The 18,957-nt window shown below is 56.0% G+C and carries 17 protein-coding genes; 4 read left to right on the forward strand and 13 right to left on the reverse strand.

The genetic code is table 11. The annotated features are described in order from the left end of the window. Positions 1–6: 6 nt before the first annotated feature. The 4 genes from gyrA (at position 7) to AXE86_RS13510 (ending at position 4,323) form a co-directional block, all read left to right on the forward strand. The gene (gene gyrA, locus AXE86_RS05585; RefSeq protein WP_061945436.1) at positions 7–2,454 is read left to right on the forward strand and encodes a DNA gyrase subunit A; all 2,448 of its coding nucleotides are present in this window, start codon (positions 7–9) and stop codon (positions 2,452–2,454) included. Positions 2,455–2,513: 59 nt separating this feature from the next. Further along, entirely contained in the window at positions 2,514–2,735 is a 222-nt protein-coding gene (gene relB, locus AXE86_RS05590; RefSeq protein WP_006690790.1) for a type II toxin-antitoxin system RelB family antitoxin, read from the forward strand. Further along, positions 2,732–2,998, forward strand: coding sequence for a type II toxin-antitoxin system RelE family toxin (locus AXE86_RS05595; protein WP_061945438.1), 267 nt, complete (start codon positions 2,732–2,734; stop codon positions 2,996–2,998). Before relB ends, AXE86_RS05595 begins: the two co-directional genes overlap by 4 nt. 494 nt (positions 2,999–3,492) lie before the next feature. After that, positions 3,493–4,323 carry a CatB-related O-acetyltransferase gene (locus AXE86_RS13510; RefSeq protein ID WP_269465285.1) on the forward strand — a complete coding sequence of 277 codons (831 nt, stop codon included), beginning with the start codon at positions 3,493–3,495 and terminating at the stop codon, positions 4,321–4,323. A 57-nt stretch (positions 4,324–4,380) separates the two neighbouring features. On the opposite strand, the gene AXE86_RS05605 is transcribed toward AXE86_RS13510, so the two are convergent. From AXE86_RS05605 to AXE86_RS05665, 13 genes are all read right to left on the reverse strand, one after another. Further along, positions 4,381–5,223, reverse strand: coding sequence for a MurR/RpiR family transcriptional regulator (locus AXE86_RS05605; RefSeq protein ID WP_061945440.1), 843 nt, complete (start codon positions 5,221–5,223; stop codon positions 4,381–4,383). A gap of 141 nt (positions 5,224–5,364) precedes the next feature. Further along, the gene (locus AXE86_RS05610) at positions 5,365–6,495 is read right to left on the reverse strand and encodes a cyclically-permuted mutarotase family protein (RefSeq protein WP_061945442.1); all 1,131 of its coding nucleotides are present in this window, start codon (positions 6,493–6,495) and stop codon (positions 5,365–5,367) included. A gap of 237 nt (positions 6,496–6,732) precedes the next feature. Continuing rightward, positions 6,733–7,632 carry an ROK family protein gene (locus tag AXE86_RS05615; RefSeq protein WP_071884690.1) on the reverse strand — a complete coding sequence of 300 codons (900 nt, stop codon included), beginning with the start codon at positions 7,630–7,632 and terminating at the stop codon, positions 6,733–6,735. 18 nt (positions 7,633–7,650) lie between these two features. Continuing rightward, complete coding sequence (locus AXE86_RS05620) at positions 7,651–8,100, reverse strand: YhcH/YjgK/YiaL family protein (protein WP_061945444.1); 450 nt, start codon at positions 8,098–8,100, stop codon at positions 7,651–7,653. Between the two features lie 101 nt (positions 8,101–8,201). Then, entirely contained in the window at positions 8,202–9,707 is a 1,506-nt protein-coding gene (locus AXE86_RS05625) for a sodium:solute symporter (RefSeq protein WP_061945446.1), read from the reverse strand. Between the two features lie 102 nt (positions 9,708–9,809). After that, entirely contained in the window at positions 9,810–10,685 is an 876-nt protein-coding gene (locus AXE86_RS05630) for an N-acetylneuraminate lyase (RefSeq protein ID WP_061945447.1), read from the reverse strand. Between the two features lie 88 nt (positions 10,686–10,773). After that, complete coding sequence (locus AXE86_RS05635; protein WP_061945448.1) at positions 10,774–11,445, reverse strand: N-acetylmannosamine-6-phosphate 2-epimerase; 672 nt, start codon at positions 11,443–11,445, stop codon at positions 10,774–10,776. Between the two features lie 63 nt (positions 11,446–11,508). Beyond that, positions 11,509–12,657, reverse strand: coding sequence for an N-acetylglucosamine-6-phosphate deacetylase (gene nagA / locus AXE86_RS05640; protein WP_061945449.1), 1,149 nt, complete (start codon positions 12,655–12,657; stop codon positions 11,509–11,511). Then, entirely contained in the window at positions 12,654–13,400 is a 747-nt protein-coding gene (gene nagB, locus AXE86_RS05645; RefSeq protein WP_198145295.1) for a glucosamine-6-phosphate deaminase, read from the reverse strand. The genes nagA and nagB overlap by 4 nt, the downstream gene beginning before the upstream one ends. 309 nt (positions 13,401–13,709) lie before the next feature. After that, the gene (gene tnpA, locus AXE86_RS05650) at positions 13,710–14,183 is read right to left on the reverse strand and encodes an IS200/IS605 family transposase (protein ID WP_061945451.1); all 474 of its coding nucleotides are present in this window, start codon (positions 14,181–14,183) and stop codon (positions 13,710–13,712) included. A gap of 242 nt (positions 14,184–14,425) precedes the next feature. Then, positions 14,426–16,144 (reverse strand): hypothetical protein, encoded by a 1,719-nt coding sequence (locus AXE86_RS05655; RefSeq protein ID WP_061945452.1) that lies wholly within the window; start codon positions 16,142–16,144, stop codon positions 14,426–14,428. 364 nt (positions 16,145–16,508) lie between these two features. Continuing rightward, positions 16,509–17,138, reverse strand: coding sequence for an NAD(P)-dependent oxidoreductase (locus AXE86_RS05660; RefSeq protein WP_061946952.1), 630 nt, complete (start codon positions 17,136–17,138; stop codon positions 16,509–16,511). 1,034 nt (positions 17,139–18,172) lie between these two features. Beyond that, on the reverse strand, positions 18,173–18,865 hold the full coding sequence (locus AXE86_RS05665; protein ID WP_061945453.1) for a DUF6882 domain-containing protein: 693 nt from the start codon (positions 18,863–18,865) through the stop codon (positions 18,173–18,175). Between the last annotated feature and the right edge of the window lie 92 nt (positions 18,866–18,957).

The raw sequence follows: 18,957 nt of genomic DNA on the forward strand, positions 1-18,957 counted from the left end.
GACATTTTGGATCTGGACTTTGGACAGGGGCGCATCGTCCCCGTCAACCTCGAACACGAGATGAAAAACTCCTACATCGACTATGCGATGAGCGTCATCGTCGCGCGCGCCCTTCCTGACGTACGCGACGGCCTAAAACCCGTACACCGCCGCATCCTCTATGCGATGCAGGGCTCGGGCATGACCAGCAGCAAGCCGTACAAAAAATCAGCGCGCATCGTCGGTGAAGTGCTCGGTAAATATCACCCGCACGGCGACAGCTCCGTCTACGACGCCATCGTCCGCATGGCGCAGGACTTCTCCATGCGCTACATGCTCGCGGACGGCCACGGCAACTTCGGCTCCGTCGACGGCGACTCTGCCGCCGCCATGCGCTACACCGAAGTGCGCATGTCGAAAATCGCCGAGCTCATGCTGCGCGACATCGACAAGGAAACCGTCGACTTTACGGACAACTACGACGGCTCGGAGAAAGAACCGACCGTTCTCCCCGCGAAATTCCCGCAGCTCCTCGTCAACGGCACCGCGGGCATCGCCGTCGGCATGGCGACCAACATCCCGCCGCACAACATGGTCGAGGTCATCAACGGCACCCTCATGCTCATCGACAACCCCGACACCACCATCGACGAACTCATGGGCGTCATCAAGGGCCCCGACTTCCCGACCGCGGGACTCATCCTCGGCACCGAGGAAATCCGCAAGGCATACACCACCGGACGCGGCGTCATCAAAATGCGCGCACGCGCCCACATCGAAACGATGAGCAATGGCAAACCGCGCATCATCGTCACCGAACTCCCGTATCAGGTCAACAAGGCACGCCTCATCGAGAAAATCGCCGAACTCGTCCGCGACAAACAGATCGACGGCGTCACCGACCTGCGCGACGAATCCGACCGCAGCGGCATGCGCATCGTCATCGAACTGCGCCGTGACAGCGCGCCGAACGTCATCCTCAACCAGCTCTACAAACACACCCAGCTGCAGGACAGCTTCGGCGTCATCATGCTCGCGCTCGTCGACGGACAGCCCGTCATCATGAACCTCAAGCACGTCCTTGAGCACTACATCGACCATCAGGAAATGGTCATCACGCGGCGCACCCGCTATGAACTGGCAAAGGCAGAGGCACGTGCCCATATCCTCGAGGGACTGACAATAGCACTCGACCATCTGGACGCTGTCATTACAACGATACGCGAGAGCCGCACGGCAGACATCGCACGCACGGCACTCATGGATGGCTTCAAACTCACCGAGAAACAGGCGCAGGCCATCCTTGACCTGCGTCTCCAGCGCCTCACCGGCCTCGAGCGCGAAAAGATCGAGGAGGAGTACCAAGAGGTGCTGAAGCTGATCGAGGAGCTCAAGGGCATCCTCGCCGACCGCATGAAGGTGCTTGCCATCATCAAAAACGAGCTCATCGAAGTACGTGACAAATACGGCGACAAACGCCGCACAGAAATCACCTTTGATGCGAGCGAAATGGACATCAAAGACCTCATCGCTGAGGAAGACGTCGTCGTCACCCTCACCCTGAACAACTACATCAAGCGCATCCCGCTCGACACCTACCGCCGGCAGCGGCGCGGCGGTGTCGGCGTGCGCGGCATGGGGACCAAGGAAACCGACATCGTCAGCGACCTCCTCATCACCACCACGCACCACGACATCCTCTTCTTTACGAACCGCGGGCGCGCCTTCGTCCTGAAATCCTACGAAATCCCTGAGAGCGGACGACAGGCAAAGGGCACGGCCATCGTCAACCTCCTCGCCGTCGAAAACGACGAGCGCATCACTGCCGTCATCCAAGTCAAGGAATTCCGCGCCGACCGCTACCTCTTCCTCGGCACCAAGCACGGCGTCGTCAAGAAAACACCGCTCTCCGAGTTTGGCAGCATCCGCAGGAATGGCCTGAGGGCGGTCAACCTCGACGAGGACGACGAACTCATCGGCGTCAAATTCACCGACGGTGAGAACCGCATCATGCTCGGCACGCGCGGCGGCAAGGCGATCACCTTCCCCGAGGACGGCGTACGCTCCATGGGGCGCGTTGCGCGCGGCGTGCGCGGCATCACCCTCGCCGACGGCGATGAGGTTGTTGCCATGGACGTCCTGCGCAGCGACTCCGAGGTGCTCACCGTCACCGAGGGCGGCTACGGCAAGCGCACTACCGCCTCCGAGTACCGCACCCAGACGCGCGGCGGCAAGGGACTCATCAACATGAAGGTCACCGAAAAAACCGGCCCCGTCGTCGGCATCCGCGTCGTGCGTGAGAACCAAGAACTCATGCTCATCACCACCGAGGGAATCGTCATCCGCACCAGCGTCGACGAGATCTCCCTCATCAGCCGCAACACCCAGGGCGTCAAACTCATGACCATCGCCGAAAGCGACCGCGTTGCCTCCATGGCAACCATGAACCGCATCGTCGACAGCGCAGGTGAGTGAGCGGACTCCATGCAGATCACATCATAGTATAGGGCATCACGGGAAAAGGAGTTGATTTCATGTCCGTTGCCATCCATCTCAAAACACACGAAGCAAAACTCTTTAAAAAACACGCTGCACGCCGCGGCATGACCCTCTCCGACTTTGCTGCAGCATCGATGCGCGAGCGCATAGAGGATGAACTCGATCGTCAGACCTATGAGGAAGCCATGGCGGACTTCCGTGCAAACCCCGTCACCTATACACTGGAAGACGTCGAAAAAGAATTAGGCCTTTCATGAGCTATCACGTTGTTTTCAGTGCACAGGCAAAAAAATCTATAAAAAAACTTGATCGCCATGTCTATACGACGATCATCGCTTGGATTCGCAGAAACCTCGAAGGATGCAGCAATCCACGGATTCATGGAAAACCACTGACTGCCAATCGAAGCGGACAGTGGCGCTACCGTGTGAACGACTACCGCATCATTGCCGATATTCAGGACGATAAGGTCATTATCCTTGTCCTTGCCGTTGCACATCGCCGTGAAGTCTACGACTAAAAAGCACTCCGTTTCTCACCGCGAGAAACGGAGTGCTTTTTCATTCAAACAAATGCATGACGATGGTCACCGATATGTCCCTCAATACTCCTCCCAAACCTCCGCCGGAACGAGCCGCCCGCCCGTCGCCCATGCGATATGCGTCGCACGATGGAGGCGTTCCTCCGTCAGACCATGCGCTGCGCAAATGACGTTTTATCTGTATTTTCCTAGGCGAATAAAAGAAATTATGGTATGATGAGAATGAGCGCTGCGCTGTTGGTTGGGGAGAAGAGAAAATGAACATCAATTTAATGGATTTTAAATTTAAAAAAAGAAAAATACTTACCGATAACAATATCCCCATTGTAACCTCAGGAGAAAAAACTTATATTGTCGATGCGAACGTCGAAATAGGAGGTCCTGCTTGTCACATTCTCATAGGAAAATACTCTACTCTTGCCCATCGCCTCCTCTTCGAGATTGCAGTCAACCACGACTACCGTTGTGCAACAATGTATCCCCAACACAAGCTCCTAGACGCGAACGCTCTTCCCGGAGCGGATGGTGTGACAAACCCGCATTCTGATCCAATCAATTATCATCAGGTCGTTATCGGCAGCGATGTATGGATCGGCTGCGCTGCTATGATCCTGAATGGTGTCCGCGTTGGCAACGGCGCCATCATCGGTGCGGGTTCCGTTGTGGCAAAGGACGTCCCCCCATACGCCATTGTCGTTGGCAATCCAGCACGTATCATCAAGTATCGATTTGATGCGGAGACCATCGCTGCACTGCAGCGCATCAAGTGGTGGAACTGGCCCGAAGAGCAGATCGTGGAGGCAGCCCCCCTTCTCTACGGAGATATACAGCAATTCATTGACGCATTCGATGTTCCTCAACCGATCGAGGAGCCAGACGAAATCATGGAGACCATCAACGATCTGCGTGAAAAGAACTATCACATCTCCTACTTCATCCCGGACTTTGAAATCGAACCGAGCGCAGCAGTATGGCCACGCGTCGTTTATACCTTTCTGAATACCTACCATGCAGAGGATCGGGCAGCACTCATCATGGCGATCCCGCCACACGATCAATGCGGGGATTGCCTCAATATCATCCTGAATGCCATCGCCGAGCACGGCGAACAGGCACCGCTCATTCTAACGCACGAGACAAACGGCGACCTCCCCTTCTCCATCCCGGCCCTCCGCGCATCCAGCGACTACATCACCACACGTGAACATATCTCCTCCCTTGCCGTGGACTACGCCTCTGATACCAATGTGCGGATCCGTTACGGCCTCGATCAGGGTACGCTTCTCTTCCCGTCACTGAAATAACAAAAGCTCCGCCTCCACAATGGAGGGGGAGCTTTTCTATGCCTGAATGGACCGTTTCTACTCCTTTGTCTCCCGCACGGCTGCCGTTGTTCGGATGCGCTTTTCCATGGCGCTCGGCGGGAGGATCTTCAGCACCTCGGTGTAGACGAGGTCAACGAGGAAGAACTGCGCCGTCTTGGAGGCGATGGAGCCCGTTTCAAGAGGGGTTTCCGCCGCAATGTAGGTAAGACTCACATCAGAGACGCTGCGCAGCCGCGAGGGATGATGCTCCGTCAAGGAGATGACCCGCAGGCCGCGTGCGCGGGCGATATCGACCGTTGCAAGGATGTCCGCTGTCTCACCCGAGTGCGAAATGGCGACAATAACATCGTCCGGTTCCATGATGGCGGCGATCATCCGCATCGTGTGATTATCGCGCGGCGCGATGCAGTTCATGCCAATGCGCAGAAATTTGAAACAGGAGTCCTGCGCAATGATCCCCGAATAGCCCAGTCCGATGAACGCGATCCGCTGTGCGCCGATGAGAAGACGGGCACAGCGGTCAATCGTTTCATCCGCGATGATGTCCTGCGTCTTTTCGAGGGCGATCACGTTCGCGGAGAGCAGCTTGCGCGCCGTCTCACGCGGTGTCTCCCCATTTTGGATATTCCCGCGGTCGAGATAGCGTCCCAGCTCTGCTCCCTCCGCGGCAAGTGCCGCCTTGAAATCACTGAGTCCCGCAAAGCCCATCTTCCGCACGAAGCGTGTGCAGGTCGCCTCTGCCGTGCCGCTCGCATGGGCGATCTCACGAATGGTCATGCGCGGGATTTCCGTGAGATGAGCACGGATGCAGGCGATAATCTTGCGGTCGCCCTTCGAGACGCGAAACGGCAGATCATCAAGCCGGCTGAGTATCTTCATTGGATCACCTCGTGCAATTCTTGCCTTTCATCATAGCAGATTTTTTTGAAAAAGAAAACGCCGTCCACGCAGAACGGCGTTTTTCCTCAGTCCCTTCGTCGGGCTGTCCGAAGGATGCGGCAGGGCAAAGAGCGGCGTTCGTCACTTCACAAACAGTCCGCGATAGAGACGCGGGCTGCGTACGCCGGGCTTCACCTCACCGCTGATGGAAAAGAGTGCGCCGCGTGCGATGACGAGTGCCTCGCCGCATGGGGCAGGGAACGGCAGCTGTCCGACACTGCGCCATGCGTCGGCCTTTGCGCTGTAGACGAGGATTTCCCGGTTCCAGTGGTAGTCCTCGGGCGGCATTGTGAAGTAATGTGCGCGGAATGCGTCCTTTTCCTCCCCTTGCAGGGTGTTCAGATTCGATACCGCCCAGTCGTAGATCTCGCGGTTGAAGCCGCCGACAACGAGCATCTCGTCCGCATTGAGACGCACGGCACGCGCACCGAGAAGCGATACGGGCGTACCGTTCACGTTCGGCCCGGCGACACTCATCCATGTCTGCGCCTTTGGGTCATAGGCATAGCCGTCCGTGTACGCCACGTTTGCACCGCCGCTGAATACGAAGAACCGCCCGCCGAGGAATTCCGCGACCGACTGCTCGCGTGCCTCGCCGGGGAAATCAGGCAGTGAGGTAAGCGTTCCTGTCTTGATATCGTAAGTGTAGAACTTCTTGCTGAGCACGCCGTCCTGCTTGCCGCCGCCGAGGTACACGGTATCCTTGTCATAGGCGGCGACGCCGTTCTGCAGGGCAAAGGGCAGGGCGGGCAGCGTCTCTGTGCGGAGCTTGCCGTTCGGCGCAGTGAGCCGTGTCACGGCACGCGCTCCCGACTCGTCTGTGCTCCCGCCAAAGTAGAGTACGCCGTCCGGTGTTGTTGCGGATACGCCGTATCCGACGGGGTACGGCATCTGTGCGTGATCGGTCTCGGTGAGTCCTGCCTCCGCGGCACGCAGGACGTAGACGTCGGGGTAGGTCACCTTCGCCCCGCCTGTGAGCGGCCCGCCCGCGGGAAAGTTCGCGCCGCCGCCGACGATGATATAGTCACCAAATGTGCCCTGAAGAAGTCCCGCAACGCCGATGTTCTCCTTCTGCCCCTCTGCGGGTGAGAGAGTTCCCATCGACTGCCACGCGAGTGCGGGACTTCCGACGGCGGCGGGAGCAGCCGCAGCGGAGAGCGGCGCAAGTGCAACGAGTGCCGCGAGCGCAGTGCGATTCCATAAGCGTTTCATATTGTTTTCTCCTTTGTGTACCGGTCGTCTGCCCCCGAAAGAAGCTTGATGACGCCGACTTTTAGGGAATCACTGATAAAATGAGGTCTGCCAGATTGGCGCAGATTTTTTCGTCCGAACGAGGTGGAAAACCGGACGCAGAGTGGTGCTCTGTGGAGGATTTTCCGCTGAAGTGCGGGCAAAAAAGATGCGTCAAGATGGTTGTACCGAATTTATCAGTGCTTCCTTAGGGGCATCTTATCCAGGAATCGCTGATTCCTGTTCCTGAAGGAAGTGGTAGAGTGCGCCGAGCATACCGGCGTTATTCTGTGTGGCTGCGAATGCGATGGTGGTCGCCTCATCGACGATGGGTGGGAGGCGATCGCGCAGTGCCGCCTCAAGGAGCGGCCGCAGCACGGCCTCCTGCGCCATGATCCCGCCGCCGAGCACGATGCGCTCCGGATTCACGACACAGACAACGTTCGTGATGGCATCCGCAAGAGAGTCAATGAGCAGTGCCACCTCCTCCTGCGCCGCAGGATCGCCCTTGGCGAGGAGGTCAAAGACGAAACGTCCATCAATACTGCCTGCAGGAAGCCCATTTGCGCAGCAGACGGCTGAGACAAGCCCCGCTGCCGAGCAGCGCTCATGGAGGCGTCCGCCCGGCACGCGCATATAGGCGATCTCGCCTGCACTGCGCGAAACGCCATGCACAACGCGGCCATCCATGATGAGGCAGCCGCCAATACTCGTACCAACGGTCATGGCAAAGAGTGAGGATGCACCGCGCCCTGCCCCCTTCCACAGCTCACCGAGCGCGGCGCAGTTGACGTCGTTCTCGACAGAGGCCGGGAGATCAAAGTTCTCGCGCATGATGGCTTTCCAGTTGACCCCACGATACTGTGGAATAGATTCCTCCAGTGCATAGACAATCTCTCCCGTGGCGGGATCGACCATCCCTGCCGTAGAGATGGCGACACCACGCACATCGTATGTCCCGCATGTCTCACGGACGAGATCCGAGACCTTACGCACGATGCCGGGACCGCCATACGCCTTTGCCTCGGTGGGGAGAGTTCCATGCACAGCGAACTCCCCCGCCGCATCCATGACGCCGTATTTGATATCTGTCCCACCGATGTCAATGCAGATATACAAAGTCTGTTCCTCCCAAGATTACACGCGAACCTTAAAGATCCCCTTTTTGAGCGGCGCCGGTGCATCCACCTTCACCCCTGAGCGGTGCACATCCTCGGGGAAGCATACGAGGAAATCCCCAGGCCGCATGATGGTGGTCTGTGTGGCGGCACCATCGGCGGGCACATAGTCCTTGTCCGCCTCGTAGGGATGTGTCTCCATGCGCTCGATGAGGCTCACGTCGATCTTCTCCGTCCCCTCAGCAAGGACGTGGATGTCGATGTAGGCGCGGTGCGCCTCCCAAATCTTTTCGCTGCGCTCCCCCGTCGTATAGTGGGCGATGTTGACGTAGACATCGTCGCCTGCGATCTCGTTGCGCCCCGTCGGGAGCGCACCAAGGTCATGCGTCCGTGCAAAGTCAAGTGCCTGCCGAATGCGCGGCGGGAGGAAAGAATAGGTATCCTCATGATGGATGCTGCCGTAGATCATAATACTCTCCTTTGACAAATGCCCGACGCAGCTGCGTCGGGCGAATGGATAACAACAAATGATTGATGGACGTGACACACGGATGTATCCTTCTGCACATTTCAGTGGGACGCGCCGCGCGTATCATAGACCGTCGTACCCGCAGGTGCCGTATAGCCGGGTGCTATGAGACGGCTGACGATCGTACCGACCCCAAGCGTGAGAGCGATGGTGATGAGGGTATACGACCAGAACGAGACAGAGGGGACGAAGTACTTCAGGTAGATGACCACTGCCGTCGACACGAGGAAGCCTGCGACAGCACCTGCCGCATTGGCGTGGCGGCTGAATGCACCGAGGACGAAGACACCTGCGAGTGCACCGAGCGCAAGCCCGATGAAGCTGTTGAACCACTGATACGCCGAGCGGATGTCGCTGCCTGCCATGATGATGGCAACGACGATGGAGAGGATACCGATGCCGAGCGAGATGAACTGCGCGATGCGCGTCTGCTTTTTCATCGGCATCTCAGGATGAAGCACGGACTGGATATCGAGCACCCAGCTTGTCGCCACAGAGTTGATGCCCGTGGAGAGCGTGGACTGCGCGGCGGCAAAGAGCGCGGCCAGCAGGATGCCCGTCAGACCCGTAGGAAGCTCGTATGTGATGTACGCCGCCAGCACGAGATCGCGCCGGTCGGTCATGAGAAGGCCGGGGTTCTGCTGATAGAACACGAAGAGTGCAGTACCAACGAGGAAGAACACCGTCGCGGCAAAGATGGAAATAACTCCATTGCCAAGCGTCATCTTGCGCAGCTGCTTCATATCGGTCGTCGTGGTAAACCGCTGGACGATGTCCTGACTGGACACATAGGAGGCAAACGTGACGAGACCGCCGCCGATAAAGGTGATAAAGACGCTGCTTGATACGATATCGGGACTGAACCAGACCTCGTTTTCGAGCAGGAACTTATGCCCTGTGGTGAGCGTATCCCAGACCGTTCCCCAGCCGCCGTGGATGCTGCCGATCATGACAACGAGCGAGAGGGCGATGCCGACAATCAAAACCGTTCCTTGGATAAAGTCGGTGTAGAGCACCGCCTTGAGTCCGCCGGAGTAGGAATAAATGATGGCGATGACCCCCATGACGACGATCAGCAGGTTGACATCGATCCCCGTGACTTCCGCAAGCGCGATAGACGGCAGATACATGATGATGGACATACGTCCGAGCTGGTAGACGATGAACATAAGCGCACCGAGAATACGGAGTTTGCCGCTCTCAAAGCGCTTCTGAAGGTAGTGATACGCCGTATCGATCTCCAGACGGCTGTAGATCGGCAGGAAGTAGCGGATCGTCAGCGGGATGGCAAACAACATACCGAGCTGCGCCCACCAGAAGATCCACGAGCCGTGATACGAGTTGCCCGGGATGGCGAGGAAGGAAATCGGGCTGAGCAGCGTCGCGAAGATGGAGACGCAGGTAACGTACCAGGGGATGGTGCCGTCGCCCTTGAAGAACTCCTTGCCCTTCATTTCCTTTTTTGAATAGTAGAGACCTGCCAGGAGGACGCCGAGCAGGTAGATGATGAGGACTGCCGTATCAATCCAGGTAAATCCCTCATGCATGAAAATCTCCTCCTATCGTGATGTGAATGGGGGAAGCAGCGCGCCCCTCCCCTGCCGTGCGGGGAAGGCTTTGGAGGCGGCTGCACACGATACCAATCTTTCTCAGAAATACTTCTTGTAGATCTCCTTGGCGCGTGCACGCATCTCCGGCGTATACGCCTTCATCGGCTCACGGCAGTATCCCGCCTCGACGCCCTGCTCCGCGAGAAGCAGCTTGATCGTTCCGTAGAGTCCATTATCGAGAATATCCGTGATGAGGTCATTCGTGACGTGCTGTACCTCGAGTGCCTCGCTGATCTTGTTCGCATGGGCGAGGTCATAGATCTGACGGGCACGTGCCGCGTTGACGTTATAGGTCGAGCCGATTGCACCGTCGATGCCGAGTACCGTCGCGGGGAGAAGCATCTCGTCGAACCCGGCAAAGATGAGCTTGTCCGGGAATGCCTTGCGCATGCGCTCCAGGAGGTAGAAGTCGCCCTGCGTAAACTTGACGCCGACAATCTTCTTGTTCGAGAACAGCTTCTCAAACTGCGGAATACTGATGTTGACGCCTGTGAGGAACGGGATGAAGTAGATGATCATGCGGTTGTCCACATCCGCGATGATGCTCTCGTAGTAGTGGCGTACCTCATCAAAGCTGAACTTGTAGTAGAACGGCGTGACCGCACTGAGCGCATCATAGCCGAGATCCGTCGCAAACTTCGCTAGCTCGATGGACTCCTTGAGATTGATCGAACCAACCTGCGCAATGAGGGTGACATCGTCCTTTGCCTCGTCCTTTGCGATCTCAAAAATGCGCTTTTTCTCATCGGTCGAGAGCATGAAGTTCTCGCCCGTGCTGCCGCCGACATAGAGCCCATCCATCTTGTTGTGGTCGATGTTGTGGCGGATGATCTGGCGCAGTCCTTTCTCGTTGAGCGTGCCATCCTCATGGAACGAGCAGAGCAGTGCGGAATAAAGTCCCTTAAGATCTTTCATGATAATTTCTCCTTTGAATAAAATAATAACATCTCTCACTGAGCAATATCACTTGCAAGAGATTGCTCAGTAATTTTATCTCTATATATTATGCAATCGCCTCGGTAAACCGCCGTGCAATCATCTGCGGGCGTGTGATGGCAGAGCCGACGATCGCGCCGAAGACGCCCGTCTGCATCGCCTGTACCAGTTCCTCCGGCGTGTTGATGCGCCCCTCCGCAAAGACAGGCACGGGCGCATCCTTTGCAAGGCGTTGCATCAGCTCGAAGTCCGGCCCCGCGATCTGCGGGCTGTACGGCGTATAGCCCGACATCGTGGTCGAGACGGCATCCGCGCCGAGCTCCGCTGCCTTCATACCCTCCTCATAGGTCGAAATATCGGCAAGCACAAGACGATGCGCCGCATGAATTCGTGCAATAAGGTCACGCACATCCGTCTCCTGCGGGCGCTCGCGTGCCGTCATGTCCAGCGCAATCATCTCGCAGCCCGTCCCGATCAGCGCCTCCACCTCGCGCATCGTCGGTGTGATGTAGATCTCCGAGTCCGCATAGTTCTGCTTGATGAGACCAATCACAGGCAGCTGCGTGACGGCACGGATCTCATCGATGTCCGCCACACTCTGCGCGCGAATGCCGACGGCGCCGCCTTCCTTTGCCGCGCGTGCCATCCGCCCCATGATAAACGGACTGCAGAGCGGTTCATCCGCGAGTGCCTGACAGGAAATAATGAGCTTTCCCTTGACCTTGTCAAAGAAATTCATTGAAACAGCCTCCAATTTATTTTAATTTATTTCTATTTTTAGTAATTGTTTTATATTTATTCTTCAAAAACAATCCCGCCCGCCAATCACTGTGCGGTGTATCCGGAACTGCTCATCGAAGATCGCAATATCGGCGTATTTTCCGACCGTGAGCGAGCCGAGTCGGTCATAGACACCGAGCTCCTCGGCCGGGGTGCGCGTCGCCGTCTCCACGACAGCGGGGATGGATGCCCCCGTATTCTCACGAAAAATCGAAAGTCCGTGATTCAGGCAGAGCACACTGCCCGCGATGGTGCCGTCTGCGAGTGTCGCAAGCGTCCCCTTGACGAATACCTTCTGCCCGCCGAGCTCCGAGACGCCGTCGCCGCACCCACAGGCACGCAGGGAGTCCGTGATGGGGATGATGTGCGCGCCGCGCTTCGCCGCGTAGATGATGCGCTGCATAGCGGGGTGGACGTGGACGTTATCGACGATCAGCTCGCAGTTCGCATCGCTGTCGAGCGCCGCGCCGAGAACACCGGGACGGCGGTGATTCAGCCCCGTCATGGCGTTGCAGAGATGCGTAATATGACCTGCACCACGGCGAATCGCGGTGCGCGCCGTATCATAGTCCGCCGCCGTATGGCCAAGCGAGACGATGATGCCGTGCGTGCGGCACTGCGCAATAAAGTCCTCCTCTGTCAGCATCTCGGGCGCGATCGTGATGATCTTGATGACATCCGCATAGGGCGCGATCTTCGCGAATGCGGGCGGCAGAATGTACTGCTCATCCTGTGCTCCCTTCTTCGCGGGACTGATGAAGGGGCCCTCCATGTGTGCACCGAGGACGCGCGCCCCCGTGCCATCGGCGTTCATCGCGCGGCGGATACGCACAAGTGCGCGCTCTACGGCATCAAAGGCACAAGTCATGGTGGTCGGCAGGAAGGAGGTAACACCCGTCCGCGCCTGAAATGCGGCGATGCGGCGGAGGGCATCTGCGTCCTCATCCATTGTATCCGCGCCGTCACATCCGTGAATGTGGACGTTCAGAAATCCGGGAGCAACATACGCACCTGCCGCATCAATCACCATTTCGGCATCTGCCGCATGAAACTCTGCCGCCGGCAGGATGTTCGTGATGCGTTCATCATAGCAGAGGACAAGACCCTCCTGCGCGGTAAAATGTCCGTCCGCGCTCGGCAGGATGAGAACGCCGTTTTGGATGGCTCTCATTTCGTATCACTCGATTCCCGCAGCAGCGCGCCCGCCTCACGGTCAACGATGAGCGTGACCTGCGGATGCAGCTGGAGGATGGAGGCGGGGACGCGCGGCGTAATCGTTCCGCATACCGCATCGCGCACCGCCTCTGCCTTCTCTGCGCCGCTTGCCATGAGGACGATATGGCGTGCATGAAAGATCGTGCCGATGCCCATGCTCATCGCCTCACGCGGCACCTCATCAGGAGAGGAAAAGAAGCGTGAATTTGCCTCGATGGTGCTCTCCTTGAGCACCACCTTGTGCGTCGTCCGTGCGAACGCCTCGCCCGGCTCATTGAAGCCGATGTGCGCGTTGCGCCCGATCCCGAGGAGCTGCATATCGATGCCGCCCGCCGCCGCAATCGCCGCCTCGTAGCGCGCCGCCTCGGCGTCTGCATCCTTTGCCATGCCGTTTGGGAAGAAGATGTGATCCTTCCGTATATTCACATGGTCAAAGAGATTCTCGTGCATAAAGCGGTGATAGCTCTGCGGATCATCCTCAGGCAGGCCGACATACTCGTCCAGATTGAATGACGTTGCCTCGGAGAAATCCAGCCCCACGGCCTCATGCAGCCAAACCAGATTCTGATAGAGCTCGACCGGCGTACTGCCTGTGGCAAGTCCCAGAACCGAGTCCGGTTTGACCCAGAGCTGCCCCGCAAGGATCTTCGCCGCCTCCTTGCTCATATTCTGATAGGTGTCGGTATAAATAATACGCAATGCAATTCTCCTTTCGATAAAACTCGTCCGAAATCTCCTACAATATAACATAATCTGTGATATTTTTCAATTATTTTTCACAAAATAATTGAAAAATATCTTTTTATCGTTAATAAAAGAAAATATTTTTCGTTTTCATAGGATAAACATATTGCGATCGACGATTCTGCCGATTTTATCAGCAGTTTCTTAATAGAAAACAATAAATATCCACCCGCATAGCGGGTGGTTTTTCATTTTCGGGCATAGCCCTTATGTAATTGGCGGCGTACAAGTACGCCTTTTATTGGCCTGCCAGCCATGCACAGATTACTTGCCACCCATAAATGGGTCTCTTGGGTCAAACAAGCTCAGTTGATCCTGCTCCCGATCCTTCTTCAGCTGGTCAGCTATGTACTCCTTAATCGCCTTGGTGTTCTTTCCTACGGTATCGACATAATACCCTTTGCACCAAAATTCTCGATTTCTGTATGCAAACTTCATGTTTCCATACTTTGGGAATATCATTAAGCTACTCTTGCCCTTTAGGTATCCCATAAAGCTCGCTATGCTGATCTTCGGCGGGATACTTAACAGCAGGTGGATATGATCCGGACAGATCTCCCCTTCAATGATCTCTACCCCCTTCCACGCGCACAGCTTTCTTAGGATCTCCCGGATTTCCAGCCGTTTCCCTTCGTAGAATACTTTTCGCCGATACTTCGGTGCAAACACAACGTGATACTTACAATTCCACTTTGTGTGTGCTAAACTATGCGTATCGGCATTTTGTTGTTTCGACATAATGCTGTTTCCTCCCTAGTGTCTTCACTATTTTTAGGCTGGCAGGCTTACGCATAGTTTAGCACACTGGGGATTTTCTGTTCACCGCTTAAGCTCTTTCCAACCACGCGACTATCGCGTGGTTTTCTTTATACAATAAAAAAGAAGGACGATCATGCGAGGGGCTGCATCCTCCTCATATCATCGTCCTTCTTTTATACTCATCCCGCCGTTTTGTGATCCCCCAGTGAAAAGATATCACCTCATACCTGTACGCGCCGACTGCCGTCCGCTGATGCCATAAACTGTGCCGGATTCAGTCCCTGCAGGAAGTCAATGACCTTCTCGCTCTCCGCATCGAGCCGCGCGATCTCCGTACGGTAGTCCACAATCTCCGCGATCACCCCGCGGAGCATCTGCGTCCCCTCCTCCTCCTGTTTCTGATACTCCTCCGTAATGCGCGCATGGATGCTGTCCATGCGTTTCTTCGCCTTGATGTACGCGTTAAAGATCACCCCGCCGGCGGCGATGCCGAGTGCCGTCCAGTATACCTCCCCACCGTAGAGACCGAGCAGCACGGGAAGGAGCCATATCCATCGGAAGAGTTTTTCCTGTGAGGACAGCTCATAGGGACGCATGCGGATCATGCGCTTAATATCGTTCCATGTGACAAATAACCGCAGCAGTTTTTCCTCATTGGAGCCGTCCTCCGTCTCGTTATCAAATGCAAGAATCCTAAATTTGATGGTCTGCGGGATGTCGGCGCGGTTCTCCGCGACAATATCGCGAAAGGCGGAAAGAATCGAATCACGCCCAAGGGCAAGTGCCATTTTCTGCAGCGCGGGGCTCGCCTGCATCTCCTGCGGGTGCATCGCCGCATCCGACAGGAGCTGCATGAAGTCGCGCCGCTCGTCGAATGCCTTTACCTTCTCCGCCAAAATCTTGCGGGCACGATCCTCCCTGCCGCCCTCATGGATAACCAGCTTCTCAAGGATCGACTCCATGTGCAACGGCTTTTCCGCCGCATCGAAATCGGCGGCCAGACGCTCCAGGATGCTGTCCAGCTGCTGTTTCAGCGTGCGGGGCGGCGCCGTCTGCGTGACGATCTGCTGAAAATGTGTACTGAGTTTCTCATAGAGACGCGCACACGAGAGCGTATGCTCCAGTGCCCCCGACACCGATCTGGCATGCACCCTCAGATAGGGAAAACTGCCCTCTGCGGGCGGAGCGGGGCACATCGCCTTCATCGCCTCATACCAGCGTTTTTCCTGCGCATCGGCAAAACTATATACCCGGCTGAACCGATCGATCCAGCCGTCGATCCGGCGGCGGATGAGCCCATCGGCATCGCGGCCGAGGAGGCCTGACACATAGGCATCAATGACGATGGCCGCCTTGCGGTCGAGCGCCCCGCCATCCAGTCCGGCAAAGTAGCGCTGCAGCCAGTGCAGGCTTGCCTCTTTTCGTCCAAAACGGCGGCAGACGAGTGCAAAAAAGATCGACGTTCTCTCATCGTCACGATGGAGTGCCTCCGCGCATGCGCGGTTTGCAACCTCCTCCTCGTCGCTGATCCACGCCGCGAGTGCAACGAGTGCCGGTGCCAGCCAGTAGCCGGGCGCATGGAGCATGAGCTCCTCTGCCGCCGCACGCAGCGTGTCCCGCCGCACGACCGCGAGATCATTCGCCTCCAGAATGCCGCGCGCCATGCGGCGGATCTCCGCATAGTGTCCGAATCGATGCTCGATCTCCTGCCGCAGCTTCACCAGACGGATCTCCGCGAGCTGGATGCGGTTCGTCCGCTCCTGTTTTGCCGCATAGGCATGAAAATCCTGCGTCAGCGTCTCCACGTCCCCACGCAGATCATCGACACTGCGCCCGACAGCATGGATCTCCGCGTGTGCCGCACCGACAAAATCACCGAGCGCATCCAGGCGATCCTCCAGATATGACAGATCCGGCTCGATGTAAATGGTATCGCTCATCTTCTCGCCCCATATTTTGTGTTATTATTTATTATTACTACTTTTATTATTTTTATGGACATCGTGATACAGAAAATAGTATAGCATAGGCACACGCATGGGACAAGAAAATCGATCGGATGCAAAAACTAAGGAATCGCTGATAAAACAGTCTCTCAGATTGGCGTAGATTTTTTGTCCGAACAAGGAGACAAACCGGACGTATAGCAAGGGCTATGTGGAGGATCGCGGGCGAAAAGCGGGCAAAAAAGATGCGTCAAGATGGTTGTGCCGAATTTATCAGTGCTTCCTAGAGCACTCTCCCCCGTTGTTCACGAGGGAGAGCGTTACAGACAGCATCCTTTTCAGTGTCAGTCAATCGGCCTTACTTCTGAACGAGCGAGACACGCGTACCGATGTGTTCACCGCTCTCGATCAGATCCACCATACCGACGGCATAGTCCGCATAGCTGATGATGCTCTCGCCTGCTGCACTGAGCGTCAGTTCCTCACCGCCAAGAAGGTACGCACCGGTCTTCTCTCCATCCGGACGGAAATCTGCCGCCGGGCTGACAAAAACCCACTTTGCATCCTTCCGCTCACGGAGGGCAGCCAGTTCCTCGGTCTGTGCCTTGGCGATTGCGTAGAACACCGCCGGGAACTCCGGCGTATCGAGTAGCTGCATCTTGTGCGATGCATCGACATAGAGACTTCCTGCGCCGCCGACGATGTAGAGACGCGTATTCGTCCCTGCAACGAGATCGGCGAGATGCTGGCTCGTCTTTGTATGCAGCGGCAGCGTCTCCGGCGTAAATGCACCGAATCCGTCCACCACAACATCAAAGCCCGCAAGATCTCCCTTTGTCAGATCCAGAATGTCCTTCTGCACAAAATGCTTCGCCGCACTCTGATTCTCATGACGTGCAAATGCCGTAACCTCATGTCCGCGTGCCACAAGCTCCTCAATAATCGCACGGCTCGCCTTTCCATTGGATGCCACAACTGCAATGTTCATCATCAATTCCTCCATTTGATTTATATTTTGTAATTTTATTAATTACACTAGTACTGTAACACATATAAAATAGAATTTCAATAGGTACAATATATTTTTTACCGACCTCTCTGCATCGACGCAAAACGTCATTGAAAAAGAACGAAGCACGTGCTATCATAGAAGAGAAGAAAATGGAAGTGCTCCGGCACGGGCGCAAAGCCACATTCCGCCGTTTTGTCTTTCCAAAATGGTGCAGCCCGCACCGCACAAGGGACAGCGCCGATGGATCCCCCACTTTTCGGGGCAGAGTTCATCCGCAAACGCCAAAAACGGCGCAAAAAAGCGCGTCTTTCCAAAATGCCTTCTCAGCCCGCGCGGGACAAGGGCTGCGGGACACAGTGTCCCAACACACACAATGCTGCGTGCGGCATTGAAACTCCCTTCTCGTGCCGTTTCGGCAACTCATGGTAGTCCCGACACACACAATGCTGCGTGCGGCATTGACAGCAAAACGGCTCTGCGTGTCCTTTCGGTCACACAGAGCCGTTTTCGTATGCAAAAAGCGCACAGCAATCTTGACGATGCGGCGCACAGATGTTAGTATAGAGATACAAAAGGGCACTGCCGGATAGACGGTTGCCCCTCATTTTTGGCAGAGAATCCCGCCTACTCCTGGAAGCGTAAGGCGGGTTTTCTCATTTATCGTCGAACGCTGATCATCAATACGGTAAACACGACGAGAAATGTAAAGGAAGCACTGATAAATTCAGCACTACCATCTTGACGCATCTTTTTCGCCCGCACTTCGGCGGAAAATCCTCTACATAGCCTTTGCTATGCGTCCGGTTTTCCACCTTGTTCGGACAAAAAATCTACGCCAATCTGGCAAACTTCATTTTATCAGCGATTCCCTAGAAATACCACAGACAAAATAGAATTTCAATAGGTACAATATATTTTTTGAAAAAAATTGCACGATCACAGAAACACGTATATGGCATAAATAAATCCCCCTGATGCTATGCTGCATCAAGGGGATTTGCTGATCGGAGTCAGATGCTCCGCATGGTGGAGATGCGCTGCGCTCCATCCACATCCTCAAAGGCGATGATGAGATCCTGCGTAAAGTGTGCCGTGATGCGTGACCCGTGCCACTCGTACGGCGTCTGATTCCACCGCAGGAATCCCTCGACCAGAATGCGGTGATCCACATCGAACTGCTGGATGCACTGCGACACCGTCGAAATAAAGCGCGGAAAATCAACGGGATCAAATACCGCATCCGGTACATGGAAGATGCCGACGAAGAATGCGCCACCGTCATGCGGACAGCGATAGTAGGCATACCCGTCCGCCAGTCCGCAGGCAACGATGGAGAGGTTGTGCCCGTTATAGGTATCGTTCAGGTCGAATTCGTCCGTGGTCAATGCCTCGATCTGCTGCGCTGCACCGAACTCCCTCGTCTCACGTGCGAGGCGTATGATCTTTTCGGGGAAATCATTGATGTTCTCCCAGCCCCAAAGCCATGTGCCGCTCGATGCAGACTCGCTGCCGATGAACTGAAGCGGGTATTCGCGCGTGCCGAAACTGATCACACCGCGCGCAAGATCGACGTTCCAGTCCTCGTTTTTCACCACGTACTCGGCACAGGCTTGCTGAACACTGATCATCTTGCCGAGGCAGGCTGAAAAGAGCGCTGTCCAGTCCCCGCGCGGCACAGCGAGTTGGTCGAGAAATTGCTTCATCGTAGTTCCTCCGTTTCTTATCCTTGACGATTTCACGCTCACATGATAAAATTATAGCATAAAAAGGGCACTGCCGATAGATGGCTGCCCCT

Origin of the sequence: Selenomonas sp. oral taxon 136, assembly GCF_001554015.1 — a bacterium.
GTDB classification, from domain to species: domain Bacteria; phylum Bacillota; class Negativicutes; order Selenomonadales; family Selenomonadaceae; genus Centipeda; species Centipeda felix.